At 67.1% G+C, this 14,560-nt stretch carries 21 protein-coding genes; 16 read left to right on the top strand and 5 right to left on the bottom strand.

Going from position 1 to position 14,560, the window contains the following annotated elements:
• Positions 1-22: 22 nt before the first annotated feature.
• Positions 23-1,105 carry a tRNA preQ1(34) S-adenosylmethionine ribosyltransferase-isomerase QueA gene (gene queA, locus E4O86_RS23490; protein ID WP_161139695.1) on the top strand — a complete coding sequence of 361 codons (1,083 nt, stop codon included), beginning with the start codon at positions 23-25 and terminating at the stop codon, positions 1,103-1,105.
• Entirely contained in the window at positions 1,102-2,232 is a 1,131-nt protein-coding gene (tgt, locus tag E4O86_RS23485) for a tRNA guanosine(34) transglycosylase Tgt (protein ID WP_161139694.1), read from the top strand. Before queA ends, tgt begins: the two co-directional genes overlap by 4 nt.
• Before the next feature lie 6 nt (positions 2,233-2,238).
• Here the strand turns inward: tgt and E4O86_RS06405 are convergent, their stop codons facing one another.
• The gene (locus E4O86_RS06405; protein WP_161139693.1) at positions 2,239-2,799 is read right to left on the bottom strand and encodes a DUF4864 domain-containing protein; all 561 of its coding nucleotides are present in this window, start codon (positions 2,797-2,799) and stop codon (positions 2,239-2,241) included.
• A 175-nt stretch (positions 2,800-2,974) separates the two neighbouring features.
• Positions 2,975-3,169, bottom strand: coding sequence for a hypothetical protein (locus E4O86_RS06400; protein WP_161139692.1), 195 nt, complete (start codon positions 3,167-3,169; stop codon positions 2,975-2,977).
• A 418-nt stretch (positions 3,170-3,587) separates the two neighbouring features.
• Between E4O86_RS06400 and E4O86_RS06395 the strand changes: the two genes are divergently transcribed.
• Entirely contained in the window at positions 3,588-3,896 is a 309-nt protein-coding gene (locus tag E4O86_RS06395) for a hypothetical protein (protein WP_161139691.1), read from the top strand.
• A gap of 61 nt (positions 3,897-3,957) precedes the next feature.
• On the opposite strand, the gene E4O86_RS06390 is transcribed toward E4O86_RS06395, so the two are convergent.
• Both E4O86_RS06390 and E4O86_RS06385 read right to left on the bottom strand, forming a co-directional pair.
• Positions 3,958-5,517: a bifunctional aminoglycoside phosphotransferase/ATP-binding protein gene (locus E4O86_RS06390; protein WP_161139690.1), complete on the bottom strand. Its 1,560-nt coding sequence runs from the start codon at positions 5,515-5,517 to the stop codon at positions 3,958-3,960.
• A 138-nt stretch (positions 5,518-5,655) separates the two neighbouring features.
• The gene (locus tag E4O86_RS06385) at positions 5,656-6,699 is read right to left on the bottom strand and encodes an SIS domain-containing protein (protein ID WP_246206248.1); all 1,044 of its coding nucleotides are present in this window, start codon (positions 6,697-6,699) and stop codon (positions 5,656-5,658) included.
• A gap of 191 nt (positions 6,700-6,890) precedes the next feature.
• On the opposite strand from E4O86_RS06385, the gene E4O86_RS06380 reads away from it, so the two are divergent.
• Positions 6,891-7,325: an NUDIX hydrolase gene (locus E4O86_RS06380; RefSeq protein WP_161139689.1), complete on the top strand. Its 435-nt coding sequence runs from the start codon at positions 6,891-6,893 to the stop codon at positions 7,323-7,325.
• Between the two features lie 63 nt (positions 7,326-7,388).
• Here E4O86_RS06380 and E4O86_RS06375 read toward each other — a convergent pair whose 3' ends face one another.
• On the bottom strand, positions 7,389-7,568 hold the full coding sequence (locus E4O86_RS06375; RefSeq protein ID WP_161139688.1) for a hypothetical protein: 180 nt from the start codon (positions 7,566-7,568) through the stop codon (positions 7,389-7,391).
• A 675-nt stretch (positions 7,569-8,243) separates the two neighbouring features.
• Here E4O86_RS06375 and E4O86_RS06370 point away from each other — a divergent pair.
• The 12 genes from E4O86_RS06370 to E4O86_RS06315 all read left to right on the top strand — a co-directional run bounded on the left by E4O86_RS06370 (position 8,244) and on the right by E4O86_RS06315 (position 14,504).
• Positions 8,244-9,464 (top strand): tyrosine-type recombinase/integrase, encoded by a 1,221-nt coding sequence (locus E4O86_RS06370; RefSeq protein WP_161139687.1) that lies wholly within the window; start codon positions 8,244-8,246, stop codon positions 9,462-9,464.
• Positions 9,461-10,099: a hypothetical protein gene (locus tag E4O86_RS06365; RefSeq protein WP_161139686.1), complete on the top strand. Its 639-nt coding sequence runs from the start codon at positions 9,461-9,463 to the stop codon at positions 10,097-10,099. The genes E4O86_RS06370 and E4O86_RS06365 overlap by 4 nt, the downstream gene beginning before the upstream one ends.
• A gap of 73 nt (positions 10,100-10,172) precedes the next feature.
• Positions 10,173-10,370: a helix-turn-helix transcriptional regulator gene (locus E4O86_RS06360; RefSeq protein WP_161139685.1), complete on the top strand. Its 198-nt coding sequence runs from the start codon at positions 10,173-10,175 to the stop codon at positions 10,368-10,370.
• Positions 10,367-10,642, top strand: coding sequence for a hypothetical protein (locus E4O86_RS06355; RefSeq protein WP_161139684.1), 276 nt, complete (start codon positions 10,367-10,369; stop codon positions 10,640-10,642). Before E4O86_RS06360 ends, E4O86_RS06355 begins: the two co-directional genes overlap by 4 nt.
• Positions 10,632-10,970 carry a hypothetical protein gene (locus E4O86_RS06350; RefSeq protein ID WP_161139683.1) on the top strand — a complete coding sequence of 113 codons (339 nt, stop codon included), beginning with the start codon at positions 10,632-10,634 and terminating at the stop codon, positions 10,968-10,970. The genes E4O86_RS06355 and E4O86_RS06350 overlap by 11 nt, the downstream gene beginning before the upstream one ends.
• Entirely contained in the window at positions 10,967-11,188 is a 222-nt protein-coding gene (locus E4O86_RS06345) for a hypothetical protein (protein ID WP_161139682.1), read from the top strand. Before E4O86_RS06350 ends, E4O86_RS06345 begins: the two co-directional genes overlap by 4 nt.
• On the top strand, positions 11,181-11,432 hold the full coding sequence (locus tag E4O86_RS06340; RefSeq protein WP_161139681.1) for a DUF6074 family protein: 252 nt from the start codon (positions 11,181-11,183) through the stop codon (positions 11,430-11,432). The genes E4O86_RS06345 and E4O86_RS06340 overlap by 8 nt, the downstream gene beginning before the upstream one ends.
• Positions 11,429-11,959 carry a hypothetical protein gene (locus E4O86_RS06335; protein ID WP_161139680.1) on the top strand — a complete coding sequence of 177 codons (531 nt, stop codon included), beginning with the start codon at positions 11,429-11,431 and terminating at the stop codon, positions 11,957-11,959. Before E4O86_RS06340 ends, E4O86_RS06335 begins: the two co-directional genes overlap by 4 nt.
• A gap of 479 nt (positions 11,960-12,438) precedes the next feature.
• Positions 12,439-12,651, top strand: a complete 213-nt coding sequence (locus E4O86_RS06330) for a hypothetical protein (RefSeq protein ID WP_161139679.1) — start codon at positions 12,439-12,441, stop codon at positions 12,649-12,651.
• Positions 12,652-12,719: 68 nt separating this feature from the next.
• A complete protein-coding gene (locus E4O86_RS06325; protein WP_161139678.1) occupies positions 12,720-13,817 on the top strand; it encodes a phage major capsid protein in 1,098 nt (365 codons plus the stop codon).
• The gene (locus E4O86_RS06320) at positions 13,814-14,296 is read left to right on the top strand and encodes a transposase (protein WP_161139677.1); all 483 of its coding nucleotides are present in this window, start codon (positions 13,814-13,816) and stop codon (positions 14,294-14,296) included. Before E4O86_RS06325 ends, E4O86_RS06320 begins: the two co-directional genes overlap by 4 nt.
• Complete coding sequence (locus tag E4O86_RS06315; protein ID WP_161139676.1) at positions 14,283-14,504, top strand: hypothetical protein; 222 nt, start codon at positions 14,283-14,285, stop codon at positions 14,502-14,504. The genes E4O86_RS06320 and E4O86_RS06315 overlap by 14 nt, the downstream gene beginning before the upstream one ends.
• Positions 14,505-14,560: the final 56 nt, after the last annotated feature.

The following is a 14,560-nucleotide window of genomic DNA, read 5'->3' as shown; positions in this document are numbered from 1 at the left end:
GCCCCCGTCCCGCCGGACCGCGATGCGCCTCGACGCGTTCGATTTCGACCTGCCGGAAGAGAGGATCGCGCTGCGCCCCGCGCGGCCGCGGGATGCGGCGCGCCTTCTCGTCGTGGCGCCGGAGCGGCCGTTCGAGGACCGGACCGTCGCCGACCTGCCGAGCCTCCTCAGGGCCGGCGACGTGCTCGTCTTCAACGACACGAAGGTGATCCCGGCCCAGCTCGCCGGCCGGCGTCACCGCGAGGGCGCCCCCACGCTCGAGATCGGGGTCACTCTCGCGGACCGCCTGGACGAGGCGACCTGGCTCGCCTTCGCGAAGCCGGGCCGGCGCCTTGCGCCGGGCGACGTCCTGCGCTTCGGGCACGATAGCAATCTCTGCCTGCTCGGGGCGCTCGAGGCGCGGGTGGAGGCGAAGGAGGCGGACGGTCGCGTGCGCCTTGCCTTCAACCTTGCGGGCGCGATCCTGGACGAGGCGGTGGCGCTCCTCGGTGCGCCGCCGCTGCCGCCCTATATCGCGGCCCGCCGGCCGGCCGACGCCGACGACCGCACGGACTACCAGACCGTCTATGCGCGCGAGGCGGGCGCCGTCGCAGCGCCCACGGCCGGGCTCCATTTCACGCCCGCGCTCCTCGCCCGGCTGGCGCAGGCGGGGATCGGGACCGAGTTCCTGACCCTCCATGTCGGGCCGGGCACCTTCCTGCCGGTCAAGGCCGACGACGTCCGGGAGCACAGGATGCACTCGGAGACCGGGGTCATACGTCCGGAAGCGGCAGCGCGCCTGAACGCCGCGCGGGCCGCCGGCGGCCGCCTCGTCGCCGTCGGGACGACCTCGCTCCGGCTTCTGGAGAGCGCGGCGGGGACGGACCGTGTGATCCGGCCCTTCAGCGGCGCGACGGACATCTTCATCACCCCCGGCTACCGGTTCCGCGCGGTCGACCTCCTCATGACGAACTTCCACCTGCCGCGCTCGACGCTCTTCATGCTGGTGGCGGCCTTCTCCGGCCTCGCGCGGATGCAGGCGGCCTACGCCCATGCCGTGGCGGACGGCTACCGCTTCTACTCCTACGGCGACGCCTGCCTCCTCCATCCGGACCACAGCGCGTGAGTGAGCTCGGGTTCCGGATCGCCGCACGCGACGGCGCGGCGCGCACGGCGACGATCGACCTGCCGCGGGGGACCATCCGCACGCCTGCCTTCATGCCGGTCGGGACGCAGGCGACGGTGAAGACGATGTATCCGGAGCAGGTGCGCGCTCTCGGCGCCGACATCGTGCTCGGCAACACCTACCACCTGATGCTGCGGCCCGGCGCGGAGCGCATCGCGAGGCTCGGGGGGCTGCACGCCTTCATGCGCTGGCCGCACCCGATCCTGACGGATTCCGGCGGGTTCCAGGTGATGTCGCTCGCGAAGCTCCGGCGGCTCGACCGGGATGGCGTCACCTTCCGCTCGCATGTCGACGGTTCGGAGCACAGGCTCACTCCGGAGCGTTCGATCGAGATCCAGCGCCTCCTCGATTCCGACATCGTGATGCAGTTCGACGAATGCATCCGCCTGCCGGCGGCCCGCGACGACATCGAGCGCGCGATGCGGCTTTCGCTCGACTGGGCGGAACGCTCGAAGGCCGCTTTCGGCGTGCCGGCGGGGAGGGCGCTCTTCGGGATCGTCCAGGGCGGCGACCAGACGGATCTCCGCGCGGCGTCGGCGGAAGCGCTGGCCGGCATCGGGTTCGACGGCTATGCGATCGGCGGCCTGGCGGTGGGGGAGCCTCAGGAGGTCATGCTCGCCATGATCGAGGCCTGCGTTCCGGCCCTTCCGGAGGGGCGCCCGCGCTACCTCATGGGCGTCGGCACGCCCGACGACATTTTGAAGTCGGTGGCGCGCGGGATCGACATGTTCGACTGCGTGATGCCGACGCGGGCCGGCCGGCACGGCCTCGCCTTCACCCGCCGCGGCAAGGTCAACCTCAAGAACGCCCGCCACGCGGACGATCCGCGTCCGCTCGACGAGGCGAGCGACTGCCCGGCCGCGCGGGACTATTCGCGCGCCTATCTCCACCATCTGATCCGGGCGGGCGAGATGCTCGGAGCGATGCTGCTGACCTGGAACAATCTCTGGTACTATCAGCAGCTCATGGCCGGAATCCGCGCGGCGATCGACGAAGGGCGGTTCGAGAACTTCGCGGCCGGACTCCGGGCTGGCTGGGAGGTGGGCGACCTCCGGCCGATCGGCTGAAACCGCTCAGATCGAGACGCCGGGGGACGGCTGGACGTCGCAGGCGATCACCTTCCACTGGCCTTCCATGTCCTGGACGAGGTCGATCGCGGCGCGCCACTGCATTCCGAGCTTGTCCTTGACGTAGAACACGGCGGTCGAAACCTCCTCGTTGACGTCGACGCGCTCGAACGCGATGTCGCTCGCATAGGCGAGCGGCGGAAAGGCGCCGGCCATCGCGCGGAAGGTGTCGTCGACGGTCTTGAAGCCCGCCTGGTCCTCGTCGGATGCGAAGGACCACACGGCCTCCTTCTGCCCGTTCGAAAGAGCCCAGACGAAGGTGGAGACGGCGGCCTTGATGTCCGCCCGGTCCGGATGCTGGAGCGAGGCCGGGACGACCTCCGGCCGCAACGAAGCGGGCCTCTCCGGTGCGAATTCGGTCCGTTCGTGCGCGCTCACGCCGGCAGACTTGACCGCGGCGCTCTGATGCGGCAACACGGGCCAGGCACTTGCGCCGGCGATGAGAGCCGCGCAGACGGCGATTGCGGCGATGGGCTCGGCGATGATCGCGAGAGCTTGGCGGCGCATGGGCTGACGTCCTCGTCTTCGAACGGGGAGATAAGGCCGTAGCCCCTCAGTTCGTTCCACAATGGGACATTAGACAGTCGTTTGCGCACGCCGTGGACGGGAAGCGGCTCTGCTCCGGATCGGGCACGCGCCGATCGGGCCGTTGCCGGCGGCGAGGCTCGCTCGGGCGGGAGCCTCAGTTCACCAGGACGCCGGCGGCCTTGGCCTCTTCGCAGAGCGTCGACCGGATCTCCTCGAGGGTGTAGCCGGTCGCTTCGAAATGACCGTAGATTTCTTCGCTTCGCGCGGCGATGTCGAGCGCGGCGCCCGCCATCCGGGCGTCCGCCACCAGCAGACTGATCGTCACCGCGACTTCCAGAGGCGTGTGCATAACCTATCCTGACACGGCACTTACGCCATCTTCCCCCGCGGCGAGTGTCGTCAACCTGTGTGGCGCAAACGTGGCGGAGCTCTGCTTAGGCGGCTCAGGCGACCGACCCGGGCGGGCTGGCGCCTCCGGTCGCGTTCCGAACGCGGAGAGGTTCGCCGGCGCGTAGAAGCCGGCGATCCCGCTCACCTCGGAGGTGGCGTCCGGGCAGCCGTAGTCCCGGCTGAGCCATTGCGAGGCGTTCGGCATGTGCTGCGGCATCGGGTCTTCCTCCCTTTCGACCGCTTGCAGCATGATCCTCAATTCCTTCCGCGTGATTTCACGTCGTGCGGATCGGGTTTCGGCTTCGTTTCAAGGCCCGCGCACGCTTGAACGGCGGCGGAACCAACCCAGGTAGGGATTCGAAACGGCCCGAACCCGCATGACCCCCAGGCGCTCACCTTCGGCATTCCTCGCGCTCTGCGCGGCGACCATGGCCCTCCTCTGCATCACGGCGGAGGCGGGCGCGGGAACGCTGCAGCCGCTCGGCGGGCGCCACGCGGTGATGAGCTCCGGCATGAACCCGTCGGGCGGCATCTACCCCGATCCGCGGGTGAAGCAGCTCCCGGGCACAAGCGGGGCCGTGGATCCCGAGGGCTGGCGCCAGCGCTGCCAGGACTCGCTCCCGGTGACGGAAAGCCCGACCACCACCCTGCGCGCGCCGGACGGCCGGCTTCAGGTCTGCCGCTGAGGGCGGAGGGCGGCGGGCTCGACGGGGGCGTTGCGCCCTTTCGCCTCGCAGCCACCCCGCATCACCCTGCCGCGGCAGCTTCCAGGCGCCGGGCGGCTGCCGCCGTCACGGCCGCAAGCGGGCCCGTGCCGTCGATCTCGGTCCAGTTCATCGCTCCGAGATCGTAGGCGGCCTGGCGTCGGACCACGGCGGCATCGGCATCGGAGGCGTCGCCCACCCGGCTTCCCACGCGCTGGGCGAGCACGGCCTCGGGCGCGCTCAGCCAGAGCCCGTCGAATGCGAGCCCGAGTTCGGCGGCCAGGCGCTCCGCATCGCGGCGCTCCTCCGCAGCGGCATAGACCGCGTCGAGAACGACGCTCTGCCCCGCCCGGAGGCATGTGCGCGCCTTCCCGAGCAGGCTTGCATAGACGCGGGCGGCCGCATCGGGCGTGTAGCTCTCCGGCGGCAGCCGGTCGGTTTCGGCGACGCCGGCGAGACGCTTGCGCTCGATATCGCTGCGGAGATGGATCGCGCCCGGCGCGCGCCCCAGGCGGGGCGCGAGCGCTGCGGCGAGCGTCGATTTGCCGCTGCCGGATAGCCCGCCGACGGCGACGAGACGCGGCGGTCCCGGGTTCAGGAACGCGCTCGCGGCCTCGAAGCCGCGGCGCGCCTCCGCCTCCATCCGCCCGCGTTCCGCATCGGGCTGGTGGGCGATCGCGGCGGCAAGCACCTTTGCGCGGATGCCGGCGCGGATCGAGAGCAGGGTCGGAAGGGCCGCAAGGCCGGGAAGCTGCGCGTCGGGACCGGCCCAGAGATAGCGGTTGAGGACGAGGTTCGCCTCCGCCTTCAGGCCGCGTTCCCAGAGGTCCATCAGCAGGAAGGCGAGATCGTAGAGCACGTCGCCGGTGGCGATCGCGTCGTCGAACTCGATCGCGTCGAAGAGCGTCGGCTCGCCGTCGAGGAGGACGATGTTCCTGAGATGCAGGTCTCCGTGGCAGCGCCGGACAAAGCCCGCGCGGCCCCTTTCGAGGAGGAGAGGCCAGAGCGCGTCGAGCTCCGCATCGGCGCGCGCGGTCAGCGCGCCCGCGCGCGCGGGCGGGAAGAGGTCCGGGAATTCGGCGTAGGCGGCAGCGTTCTGCCGCAGGTAGAGCCGGAGCGATTCCGACGCGCCGCGGCCGTCGCGAAGGGGCGCGCGCTGGTGGGAAGCCAGGATCGCTTCGACGAGCCGGCCGATCAGCGATGGGGTGAGTCCGCCGCGCTCCGCCACGTGGTCGAGCGTCTGGCGCTCGTCGAACCGGGCCATGTGCACGAGCCATTCGACCGGTTCGCCGGATCCGCCGAGCGCGAGCCCGCGCCCGTTACGGGTGATCGCCAGCACGCCGCGATAGAGGGTCGGCGCGTTGGCGGCATTGACCGCGACCTCAGCCTCGCATGCGGCCTGCCGCTTCGCAAGCGTCGAATAGTCCATGAAGGGGAACCTCACGGCGCGCTTCACCTTGTAGGCGTCGCGCTCGGTCAGGAAGACGATCGCCCCGTGGGTGTCGATACGCGTCGGCGGTTCGGCCGTTCCGTGCGTGCCCGGGTCCGCGAGGAAGGCGAGGGCCGCACTCTGATCGGCAACGACGTGATCCGCGGCGTCCAATTCGGAGCTCCCTTCTTCCGCGCGATCCCGCGCGTTCGACCCGTCTCGGGCCTGTTCGCCTCCGATCCTGGGCATCCGGAGGCCATGATCAAGACGGGATGAGCCACTCATTCGGACAGGCGCCTTTCGGAGGGCGCTTCAGAGCGTGCGGGTCACCTTGGTGAGGTGCGGCGGGCTGTCGGGATCGAGTCCCTTCCGGCGCGCCGCCGCCTCGATCGCGCGATAGGCCGGCGCGAGCATCGCCACCGGATCGAGTGCCGGATGGCCGTCGCCGAGCCAGGGCAGCGTTCCGCCCTTCCCGCCGGCAAGGAAGTCGGGCCCGCCGGCGAGGAAGACGGCCCCGCCGGCGCTCCGGAGATCGCGGGCAAGCTCGTCGAGGCCTCCGGCAGTCGCGTCCGGCTGCCTCAGCAGAAGCACGGGCGTGGCCGGCGTCACCGCCGAGCGCGGGCCGTGGCGAAACTCGGCCGCGCTGTGGCCGATCGCCGGCAGGCGCAGCACCTCGAGGAGCTTGAGGGCGATTTCGCGGGCGCTCCCGAGACCGTAGCCGCGCGCCGCCACGAAGGCCCCGGGCGCCGCCGCGAGCGCTTCCGACCACGCGGACCAGTCGCATGCGAGGGCCGAGGCGAGGCGCTCCGGCATGCGGGAGACTGCGGCCGCGAGCGGTCCGTCTCCGGCAAGAGCGGCGACGATCTGCGCGCAGGCGATCATCGAGGCGACCACGGTCTTGGTGGCGGCGACGGACCGTTCCGCGCCGGCCGCGAGCGGCAGCACGAGTTCTGCGGCCGAGGCGACCGGCGAGGACTCGTCGTTCACGATGGCGAGCGTGGTCGCGCCGAGCGCGCGCGCCGCTTCCGTCGTGGCGACGAGGTCCGGGCTGCGGCCCGACTGGGACACCACGACATAGAGCACGCCCCGCATGTCAGGCCGGCTGCGATAAGCCGTGAACACCGATGGCGCCGCGCTGCATGCGAGCAGCCCGAGGCGCGTTTCGGCGAGATACCTGAGATAGAGCCCTGCATGGCCGGAACTGCCGCGCCCGCAGGCAACGAGCACGCGCGGCTCCTCCCGCCGCAGGCGCTCCACCACCGACGCGAAGGCCGCGCGCTGCGCAAGGAGGCGCTCGGACGCCGCCGGGATCTCGAGGACCTCGCGGAGCATCAGGGTCGCGTCTGTGTCTTCCATCTCGGCCATGCGTGCACGCTCGGAAATGTTCCGCACCGTGAGATAGGGCGGCGGCGTGACGCTATCGCGTCGGGGCAGCGTCCGAGGCAGGCCGACATGGACAACCGGGATCAAAGGGGCGAAACAGATCGTTCGCCTTGCGTCGACCGAATCGCGATTTCCCCAGCCAACCGACCATTCCACAGCGCACCATGGCCAAACAGAAATGGCGGAAGCAGTTCGCCGCATTGCCTTATCGAACGAGCCGGGAGGGGACGGTCGAGGTGCTCCTCGTGACCTCGCGCGACACCGGCCGCTGGGTCATTCCCAAGGGCTGGCCGATGAAGAAGCACGCACCCCACGTTGCGGCGGCGATCGAGGCCTATGAGGAAGCCGGTGTCGTCGGCAGGCCTTCGAAATCCGCGCTGGGCCGCTACACCTACGACAAGCAGGTGGCCACGGACTTCATTCCGTGTCGGGTGACCGTCTATCCGCTCGAGGTCGAGAGGCTGGAGGAGAGCTGGCCGGAGCAGGAGGAGCGGAAGCGCGCCTGGTTCGACGCGGCGGAAGCGGCGGGGAAGGTGCAGGAGCCGGATCTGCAGGCTCTTCTCCGGAGCTTCCCGGAAATTCTGCCGAAGGCGGGCTGAGCGCGAAGAGGCCCGGTTTCGCGACGGGAGCGGCCGGCCTGCGCGTTCCCGGCCCTGGCAGGTTCAGCCGATGTCTTGGGCGTCCCGGCTCCGGACGCCCGTCATTGCCTGTGTTCCGTTTCCGCGCCGGTTCCGGATCGAGAGATAGGCCCGCACGACCTTCTCCTGTTCGATCGCCGGCGGTTCGTGGACGCGCTGCAGGCGCATGACGTCCAGAAGGGCCATTGCATCCCTCTTGTCCATCTGGCGCTCCTTTACCGGGTTGCTTCGATTATCACAGGTTAAGGATGCTTAGCCGCAGCTGGTTGCACGACGTGGCCAGCACACGTTCACGAAGGTCGAGAACGCCCGGTCTGCTCCCCCGGTCTGCTTCCCGAGACCGCTTCCGCGGGCGCCAAGCGATTCGATCGCGCCATGATACCCTTCCGGCTGGGCGAGAGGGACCGCATTGCAGGGCGACCGCCAAATCGGCGGCCGCGGAGATCGGCCGTGGCTGCGGTCGGCGCCGTTCAGATTCCGTCAGCGGATGGCCCTGATCGCGAGCAGGACGATGCCGAGGACGACGGCCGCCCCCAGTCCGAGCCATACGGGCTCGGGAATGTCGTTCAGGAAACCGGCGAGTCCGGTGACCCTTCGCATGATCCGGGTCCTCGCTCAGAAGACGCAGATCGGCGGCCGTCTTCTTTCAAGAATTTGGTGAGCCCTGTGGGGGTCGAACCCACGACCTACTGATTAAAAGTGGCATCATGATGAACAGCACAGAACGGGGACAAACACCAAAACGCCGGTGAAGCCCTTGTGAAACAACGAACTGTGTGTTCCACATTGTTCATGGCCGTTCGGTCGAGTTTCGCATTTCTGGAACCCATACGGAACCCAGAGCGCGATAAGTAGGCCGAGCATAAGTAGGTGGAGCTCATGCCGCGGAAAAACCTGACGAGCCGCTTCTGTGACACGGTGAAGGTCGAGGTCCGGTCGGATTACCAGGATGAGATTGTGCGCGGGCTCGCCCTTCGGGTCTCCCCGAACGGGATCAAGACGTGGAATGTCGTCTACACGCGCGAGAGCGACGGATCGAAACAGCGGGTGAAGATCGGCCGCTACCCCGCCGTCACCCTCGAGAAGGCGCGGACGGCCGCTCTGAAGATGGTTACGGCGGTCGCTGAAGGAGGTGATCCGGCCGACGCGAAGCGCGCGCAGCGGGCTGCAATCACGGTCGAAGCCCTGGGCGAGCTCTACATCGAGAAGCACGCGAAGCGGAACAAGAAGACCTGGGCCGAGGACGAACGGCTCCTCAAGCGCGAGGTCTACCCCGCGATCGGCGCCATGAAGGCTTTCGCGGTCAAGCGCCGGGATGTGCTCGACATCATCGAGGCCAAGGCCGAAGCCGGCCGGGTCGCCCAATCGACGCAGATCCTCGCCGTGGTCCGGAAACTGTTCAACTGGGCGGTTGACGGCGACTACTTGTCTGTCTCCCCGGCGATCGGCATCCGGCCGCGCGGAAAGGCCGTGAAGCGTGACAGGGTCCTCTCGGATGGCGAGGTACGGGCGATCTGGAACGCGCTTCCCGAAGCCGGAATGTCGGATGCTACGCGAGCCATCATCCGGCTCCTTTTCCTGACCGGGCAGCGATCTGGCGAGGTCTGCGGCATGACGCGCGGCGAGATCGACGTGGACGCCGCTACGTGGACTATTCCCGGCACCCGGGCGAAGAACGGGCTCACGCACGTCGTGCCGCTGTCGACGGCCGCGCTGGCGACAATCGAGCCGGTTCTCGGCAAGGCCGGCGAGGAACCCGACGCGCCGCTCTTCACGCGCATCGGCGAGCCGATCGAAAGCAACGCGATCGCGCGCGCGGCACGACGAGAGCTCCAGGTGACGCGCGAGCCGTGGACCCCGCACGACATCCGCCGCACGGTCGCAACCGGGATGGCGGGGCAGGGGATTGCCCCTCACGTAGTCGAGGCAGTGCTCAATCACATCTCCGGATTCCGGGCAGGCGTCGCCGGGGTCTACAACCGCAACCAGTACGAGCCGGAGAAGCGCCGGGCGCTCGACCAATGGGCGGAGCATCTGGACGCGATCGTCGCTGGCCGAAAGGCGAAGATTGTGCCGCTCCGGGCGGAGGCGGTTTCATGAACACCTTCAGCGGATGGTCGGACGAAGAGTTCGACAGACGTATGGCTACTTTGGATGAAGTGCTCTGTCGCCACCTAGGCCCGCAGCCCGATCCAAACGCTGAGAATGCGGAAGCGCTGATGATGGCTCTTTGGCTCCCTGCGGGAGGGTCAGGAGCAATGAACCAGCGACAAGAACGAGAGCATCTTGCTGAGGTGCAGAAATGTGCCAGGGCTCTCACCAAGGCGTGGAAGATATTACATTCAGATATTAGGGCTCGGATGGAAATACATAGTTACTCGATGCATAAAATAGAAGACGAGTCTGGGAGGGGGTTGTACTCCGAAAATCCGCTCTCCCTAACTATAGTCGGTGTATTGGATCTCATAATTGACGCGATGAGCCAAGTAGGAAATGAGGTTATTGATGCGGCGCCGTCACTAGGTCGGAGAGACTTCGTGAGCGTGGGCATCGTCGAACGCCTCCGGACGATATGGGCCGAACGAAAAGGCACACCTGCGCCGAAAAGCATGACGGAAGCAGGTCCTTTTGCAGATCTCGTGATTGATGTCTTCGATGCGTTGGGACTGGAGGGAAACCCTCGTGCTGCAGTTGATTCGTGGCGCGAATTCAGAGTTAAGAACCAGATTGTGTGATAGCTCTGAATTACAGCGGCCGAGACGTGCGTAAATTCAGTGTCCGAACTCCAATGAAGGGAGATGGACACAAATGGAATTGCTCTCGATCAGGCGGGTGATGGACCGGCTAAATGTCGGCCGGACGTCTCTCTGGAAGCTCTCTAAAGACGATCCGACCTTCCCTAAGCCGGTGCAGGTGACACCGGGTCGGAAGGCATTTGTCGCCAACGAAATCAATGCCTGGATCGCAGCCCGCATCGCCGAGCGTGACCAGGCCGGGAGGGCGTGACCGTGCACGACCATCCCGATCCGTTCCGCGCCGCAATGCACGATCTCGAGGAGCCGCTGGCCGAGGCCACCGGCCTTGTCGACGCTGCAGTGCAGCTCCTGATCGACCATCACCGCGCGGCCGAGCCATTGGACGCCGCAATTGTCGACATGATTTCGACGCTGGCCGTCGTGGCCTCGCACCGACTGGCAGACGCGAGACAACTGCATAGCGATGCCTTCAAGCGCGGCCGCGCGCTTGCCGATGAGAGGGAGCGCGCCGATGTTTGCTGATCCCCGCGCAGCCGCGCTCGGCTTCATCGCGGCGTGCATCCCCGACGCTGAGCCGCAACTGGTCCCGCCGATGGACCGCAACGTGGCGAGCGCGTTGCGCATGCGAGCCATCCTCGTGGAAACGATCGAAAACCTCATTGCACTCGTCGACGAGCTCGACGGGGTAGACGATGTCGACAACGAGCCGTCCCTCGCCGCGACCGAAGCATTCGATCAACGGCAAGCCTGGGCCGTCCCACCGGCGCCCGCCGTCGTCGACGGCGAGGTATGGCTTGCCGACGCAGCTTGCGATCGCGAGCTTGATCCGGCTGAGGGGAAGAGCCGATGACAGCCTCGGCCTTCTCGCCCGCTTTGCACGAATGGGCTGCAAAGCACGCTCGCCGGCTGGCTGACGAATGGCTCGCAGGAGACGGCTGCGAGCGCGAGGCGGCGGACCGCTTCTTTGAGTCGGCGTGCATCCACAACGTACTTTTGGGTGCGCTTCGGTCGACTGCCGAACCGGCCTTCGCGGCGCGCATTGCCGAACGGGAGGCAGATCATGGCTGAGATCATCGCCTTCCCGATCGTCCGGCGCCGCGCCTTCGTCTGCAAGCAAGCGGCGCGCGTCGCCGATGCGCCGACTTCGCGGACGGCCGAGCGGCTGATCGCCGATATCCTCAACCGGCAGGCCGCGGCGATGCGGCGTCGCGGGCTCTCCGAGGAGGCCGTGCAGGTGCAAGTTCATTCCCTCGAGTGCGCCATCCGCACGGAGCTTTGGCACCTCGTCCTACAGCCTGGGGGCGCGGCGTGAACGGCCGCCCGATCAAGGGTCGGCAGCATGACGCGACCGGGCGCAGCAAGCGCAGGACGAAGATTGCAGGCCAGTTCGCCGCCCGAACGATCGAGATGATCGACTCCCCCGCATTTCGCGTCCTCAGCCTCTCGGCGCGCCGGGTTCTTGATCGCCTGGAAATCGAGCTGGCGTCGCACGGCGGCATGGACAACGGGAGACTGCCGGTCACGTTCGATCAGTTCGAGCGATATGGCATTCATCGTCACGCGATCGCGCCGGCAATACGCGAAGCCGAAGCCCTTGGCTTCGTCGAGGTGACAGAGCACGGCCGCGCCGGAAATGCTGAGCATCGCGCGCCCAACAAGTTCCGCCTCACGTATCGCCACACCGAAGCGGCGAACCCGACCGACGAATGGCGATCGATCAGGACGATTGAAGAGGCCGAATCACGCGCCCGAAAGGCCCGCGAAATCCCGCCGCGCAGTCGTCAGGTCCGCGCGCCTCGAGAAAAATCTCCAGTGCCGGTTTCTGCCAATGTTCGGTGATGGTTTCCGCACTGAAACGGCCGATTCCATAGTGCGGTTTCCGTCACTACAGGGCTCAGTGCGGTTTCCGTCACTACTATCTAGATATCTCGGGGGGCACCGGGCGAGAGATGGCAATCGGACCTCTTCCAAGCCATTTTCCCGAGCAAATCGGCTCAAAAATCGCGGGCGGCGCTTCGCGCGGGCGCTCGAAACAACGCGACGAGCAGACCGCGTTGTGGGTTCGGCTGAGTGCCGAGAAGGTTTCGTTGCAAGATGCAACACCTCGACGCCCACCGAAAACCGGCCCAACTTGGGCCAGTTTGTCAGGCCGACCACGCTCCATTTTCTGCCCAAGTTGGGCAGAAAATCCTCCCCGTACCGATCCCTGCCACGATTGATGCCCAAAGGCGTCAATCTGGTTTTGCGAGAATTTTTGAGCCCACACTGGTCCCTGGGCGGCTTCATTGCCCTATCGGCTCTCCCCCCCGGTATCTCTCATGAGCGGTGAGCGGCAGCGGCGCTACAGGCGCCGGCAGGCGCGGGGGCTCCGGGTTCTGCCGATCGAAGTAGACGAGGCCGCCGTGGCCGACCTCCTCACCGAACTCGGCCTTCTCCCGCCAGCCAAGGCCGATGATCTCGCGAGCATTCGGGTCGGCCTGGAACAGCTCATTGACAATCTGGTCGCGGTGAGCGTCGAAGAGATCGAATAACCGTTACGTGTAACGGCATGGCTCTGCGAGCGGGTGTAGCTTCCAAGAAAGTGTTGGGAGCAATTCGCGTGAAAGCAGCCATCTCTATTCCGCGCGTCGCCGATGCAGCGGGCCTCACCTTGTGGGCCAAGGCTGCTGCATTGGCAGCCGTAGGCCATGAAGACACGGCCGATGTTGCCGCGCGGATCGGCGCGCCCGATAGCGTCCAGCGCGCAATTCGATCGGGTGTCGCGGCGCGCGTGGACCATGCCATCAAATCGAGCGCGATGCACACCGGAGATCCCACCGCGGCCGGTCTGACCGATGTTCGGACCATCTCGACCACCTTCGCCGCATCGCTCCGCAACGCCTCGATTTTCTTCTCTCTCCTCGAATCCGGCGCGATGATCCGGCTTCCCCTCGAGACGCGCCTCAGTGCGACCACCGCGCGCGCAACCGCCTTTTTGGCGGGCGAGGGCGCGGCGGTGCCAGTCCGCAAGCTTGAGGTTGAGGGCGATCTCATCGACCTCCAAAAAGCCGCGGGCATCATCGTTCTCACAAAGGAACTGGTCCGATCCGGAGGATCGGCAGCCGAAGCTTTCATCACTCGGGAGTTGCGGCGTGCCGTTTCGGCGACGACCGACGAGGGCTTTCTTTCCACCGTCACTGACAGCGGCACGCCAAGCATTCCGTCATCCGGGACGGACGCCGCTGCCGCGACCGAGGACATTCGCGCGCTCGTCACGGCCGTCGGCCTTACGGTCGATTCGCGGCCGGTCTTCGGCCTGGCGCCCGATGTCGCGCGTCAGGCGGCTCTTCTCTCTTGGACCTCCGGAATCAAAACCTTCCCGGATTTCGATCTCACCGGCGGAACGATCCTCGGCGTTCCGGCAATCGTGAGCGACGCGCTTGCGTCCGGGACAATCGCGCTCTTCGATGGTCAGCGCCTCGGCGGCGATCTCGAGGCCATCACCGTCACAGCCTCCGGCGATACGACGGTAGCGATGGCAGCCGAGCCGACAATGGACGCGACGACGCCAGCCGCTACCGATGTCATCTCGCTTTTCCAGACCAATAGCGTCGGCGCCTTGGTAACGATCTGGTTCGGTGTCCGCCGCCTCGACGACACTGCAGTTGCGATGGTCACGGATGTGTCCTGGGGCGAGACGGTAGGGTCCGGCTCATGACCGACGCCCGCGCCGAATCTCTATTCGATGCGCTCCGCCAAGGGGAAATCCTCGAGGATGAGGATTTGGTCGCGGCGGCCGAGGCGTTCGGTATCAAGACCGCTGCAGGCATATCGGAAGCAGACGCGCGGGTGACTGTCAGCCTCAAGACTGTCGAGGTGCTGCTCGCCCAAAACTATGTCTTCGCACTCAACGAGTTGAACCTTCGACAGCGGCTTTTGTCGGATCGCATCGCCGCGCTCGAGGCCGGCGGCATCCGGTACGAGGGCGTCCACCAACGCGCGATCGGCTACCGCCGCGGCTCTGTGGTCACTCAAGACTCAGCAATGTGGGTCGCGCTTCGCGACACGCAGCCGGGTGAAATACCGGGCGAAGCCAAGGCAGCGTGGCAGCTCGCCGCACGGCCGAAGGTACCGAAGGAAGCCCGCGCCTTCATGGCAGCGGCGAAGAGCACGCGAGGGGCACATGACGAACGCTGAGGCGCTGCAGCGAGCACTCGAATTGGTCGACGCCCGCGTGGCCGAGGTTTTCCACGACTCGGCAGCCGCGCTCGTCGCCCGAGGCGCGACGGCTGAGGAGGTGGCGGACCATCTCGACCAGTGCGCCGAAGACTTCAAGACTATTCGGCCTCGGCTCGTCGCCGAGCTCGCCGCGTTCATCGATCGCGATGGGGAGACGCTGCAATGACCGGGGGGGCGTGGATCGAAAGTTCGGGGCGATGTTCCAGGGATCGGCGCGGGTAG

It is taken from the genome of Propylenella binzhouense (genome assembly GCF_009866965.1).
Taxonomy (GTDB): Bacteria; Pseudomonadota; Alphaproteobacteria; order Rhizobiales; family Afifellaceae; genus Propylenella; species Propylenella binzhouense.
This window is presented reverse-complemented; position numbering and strand designations above follow the sequence as displayed.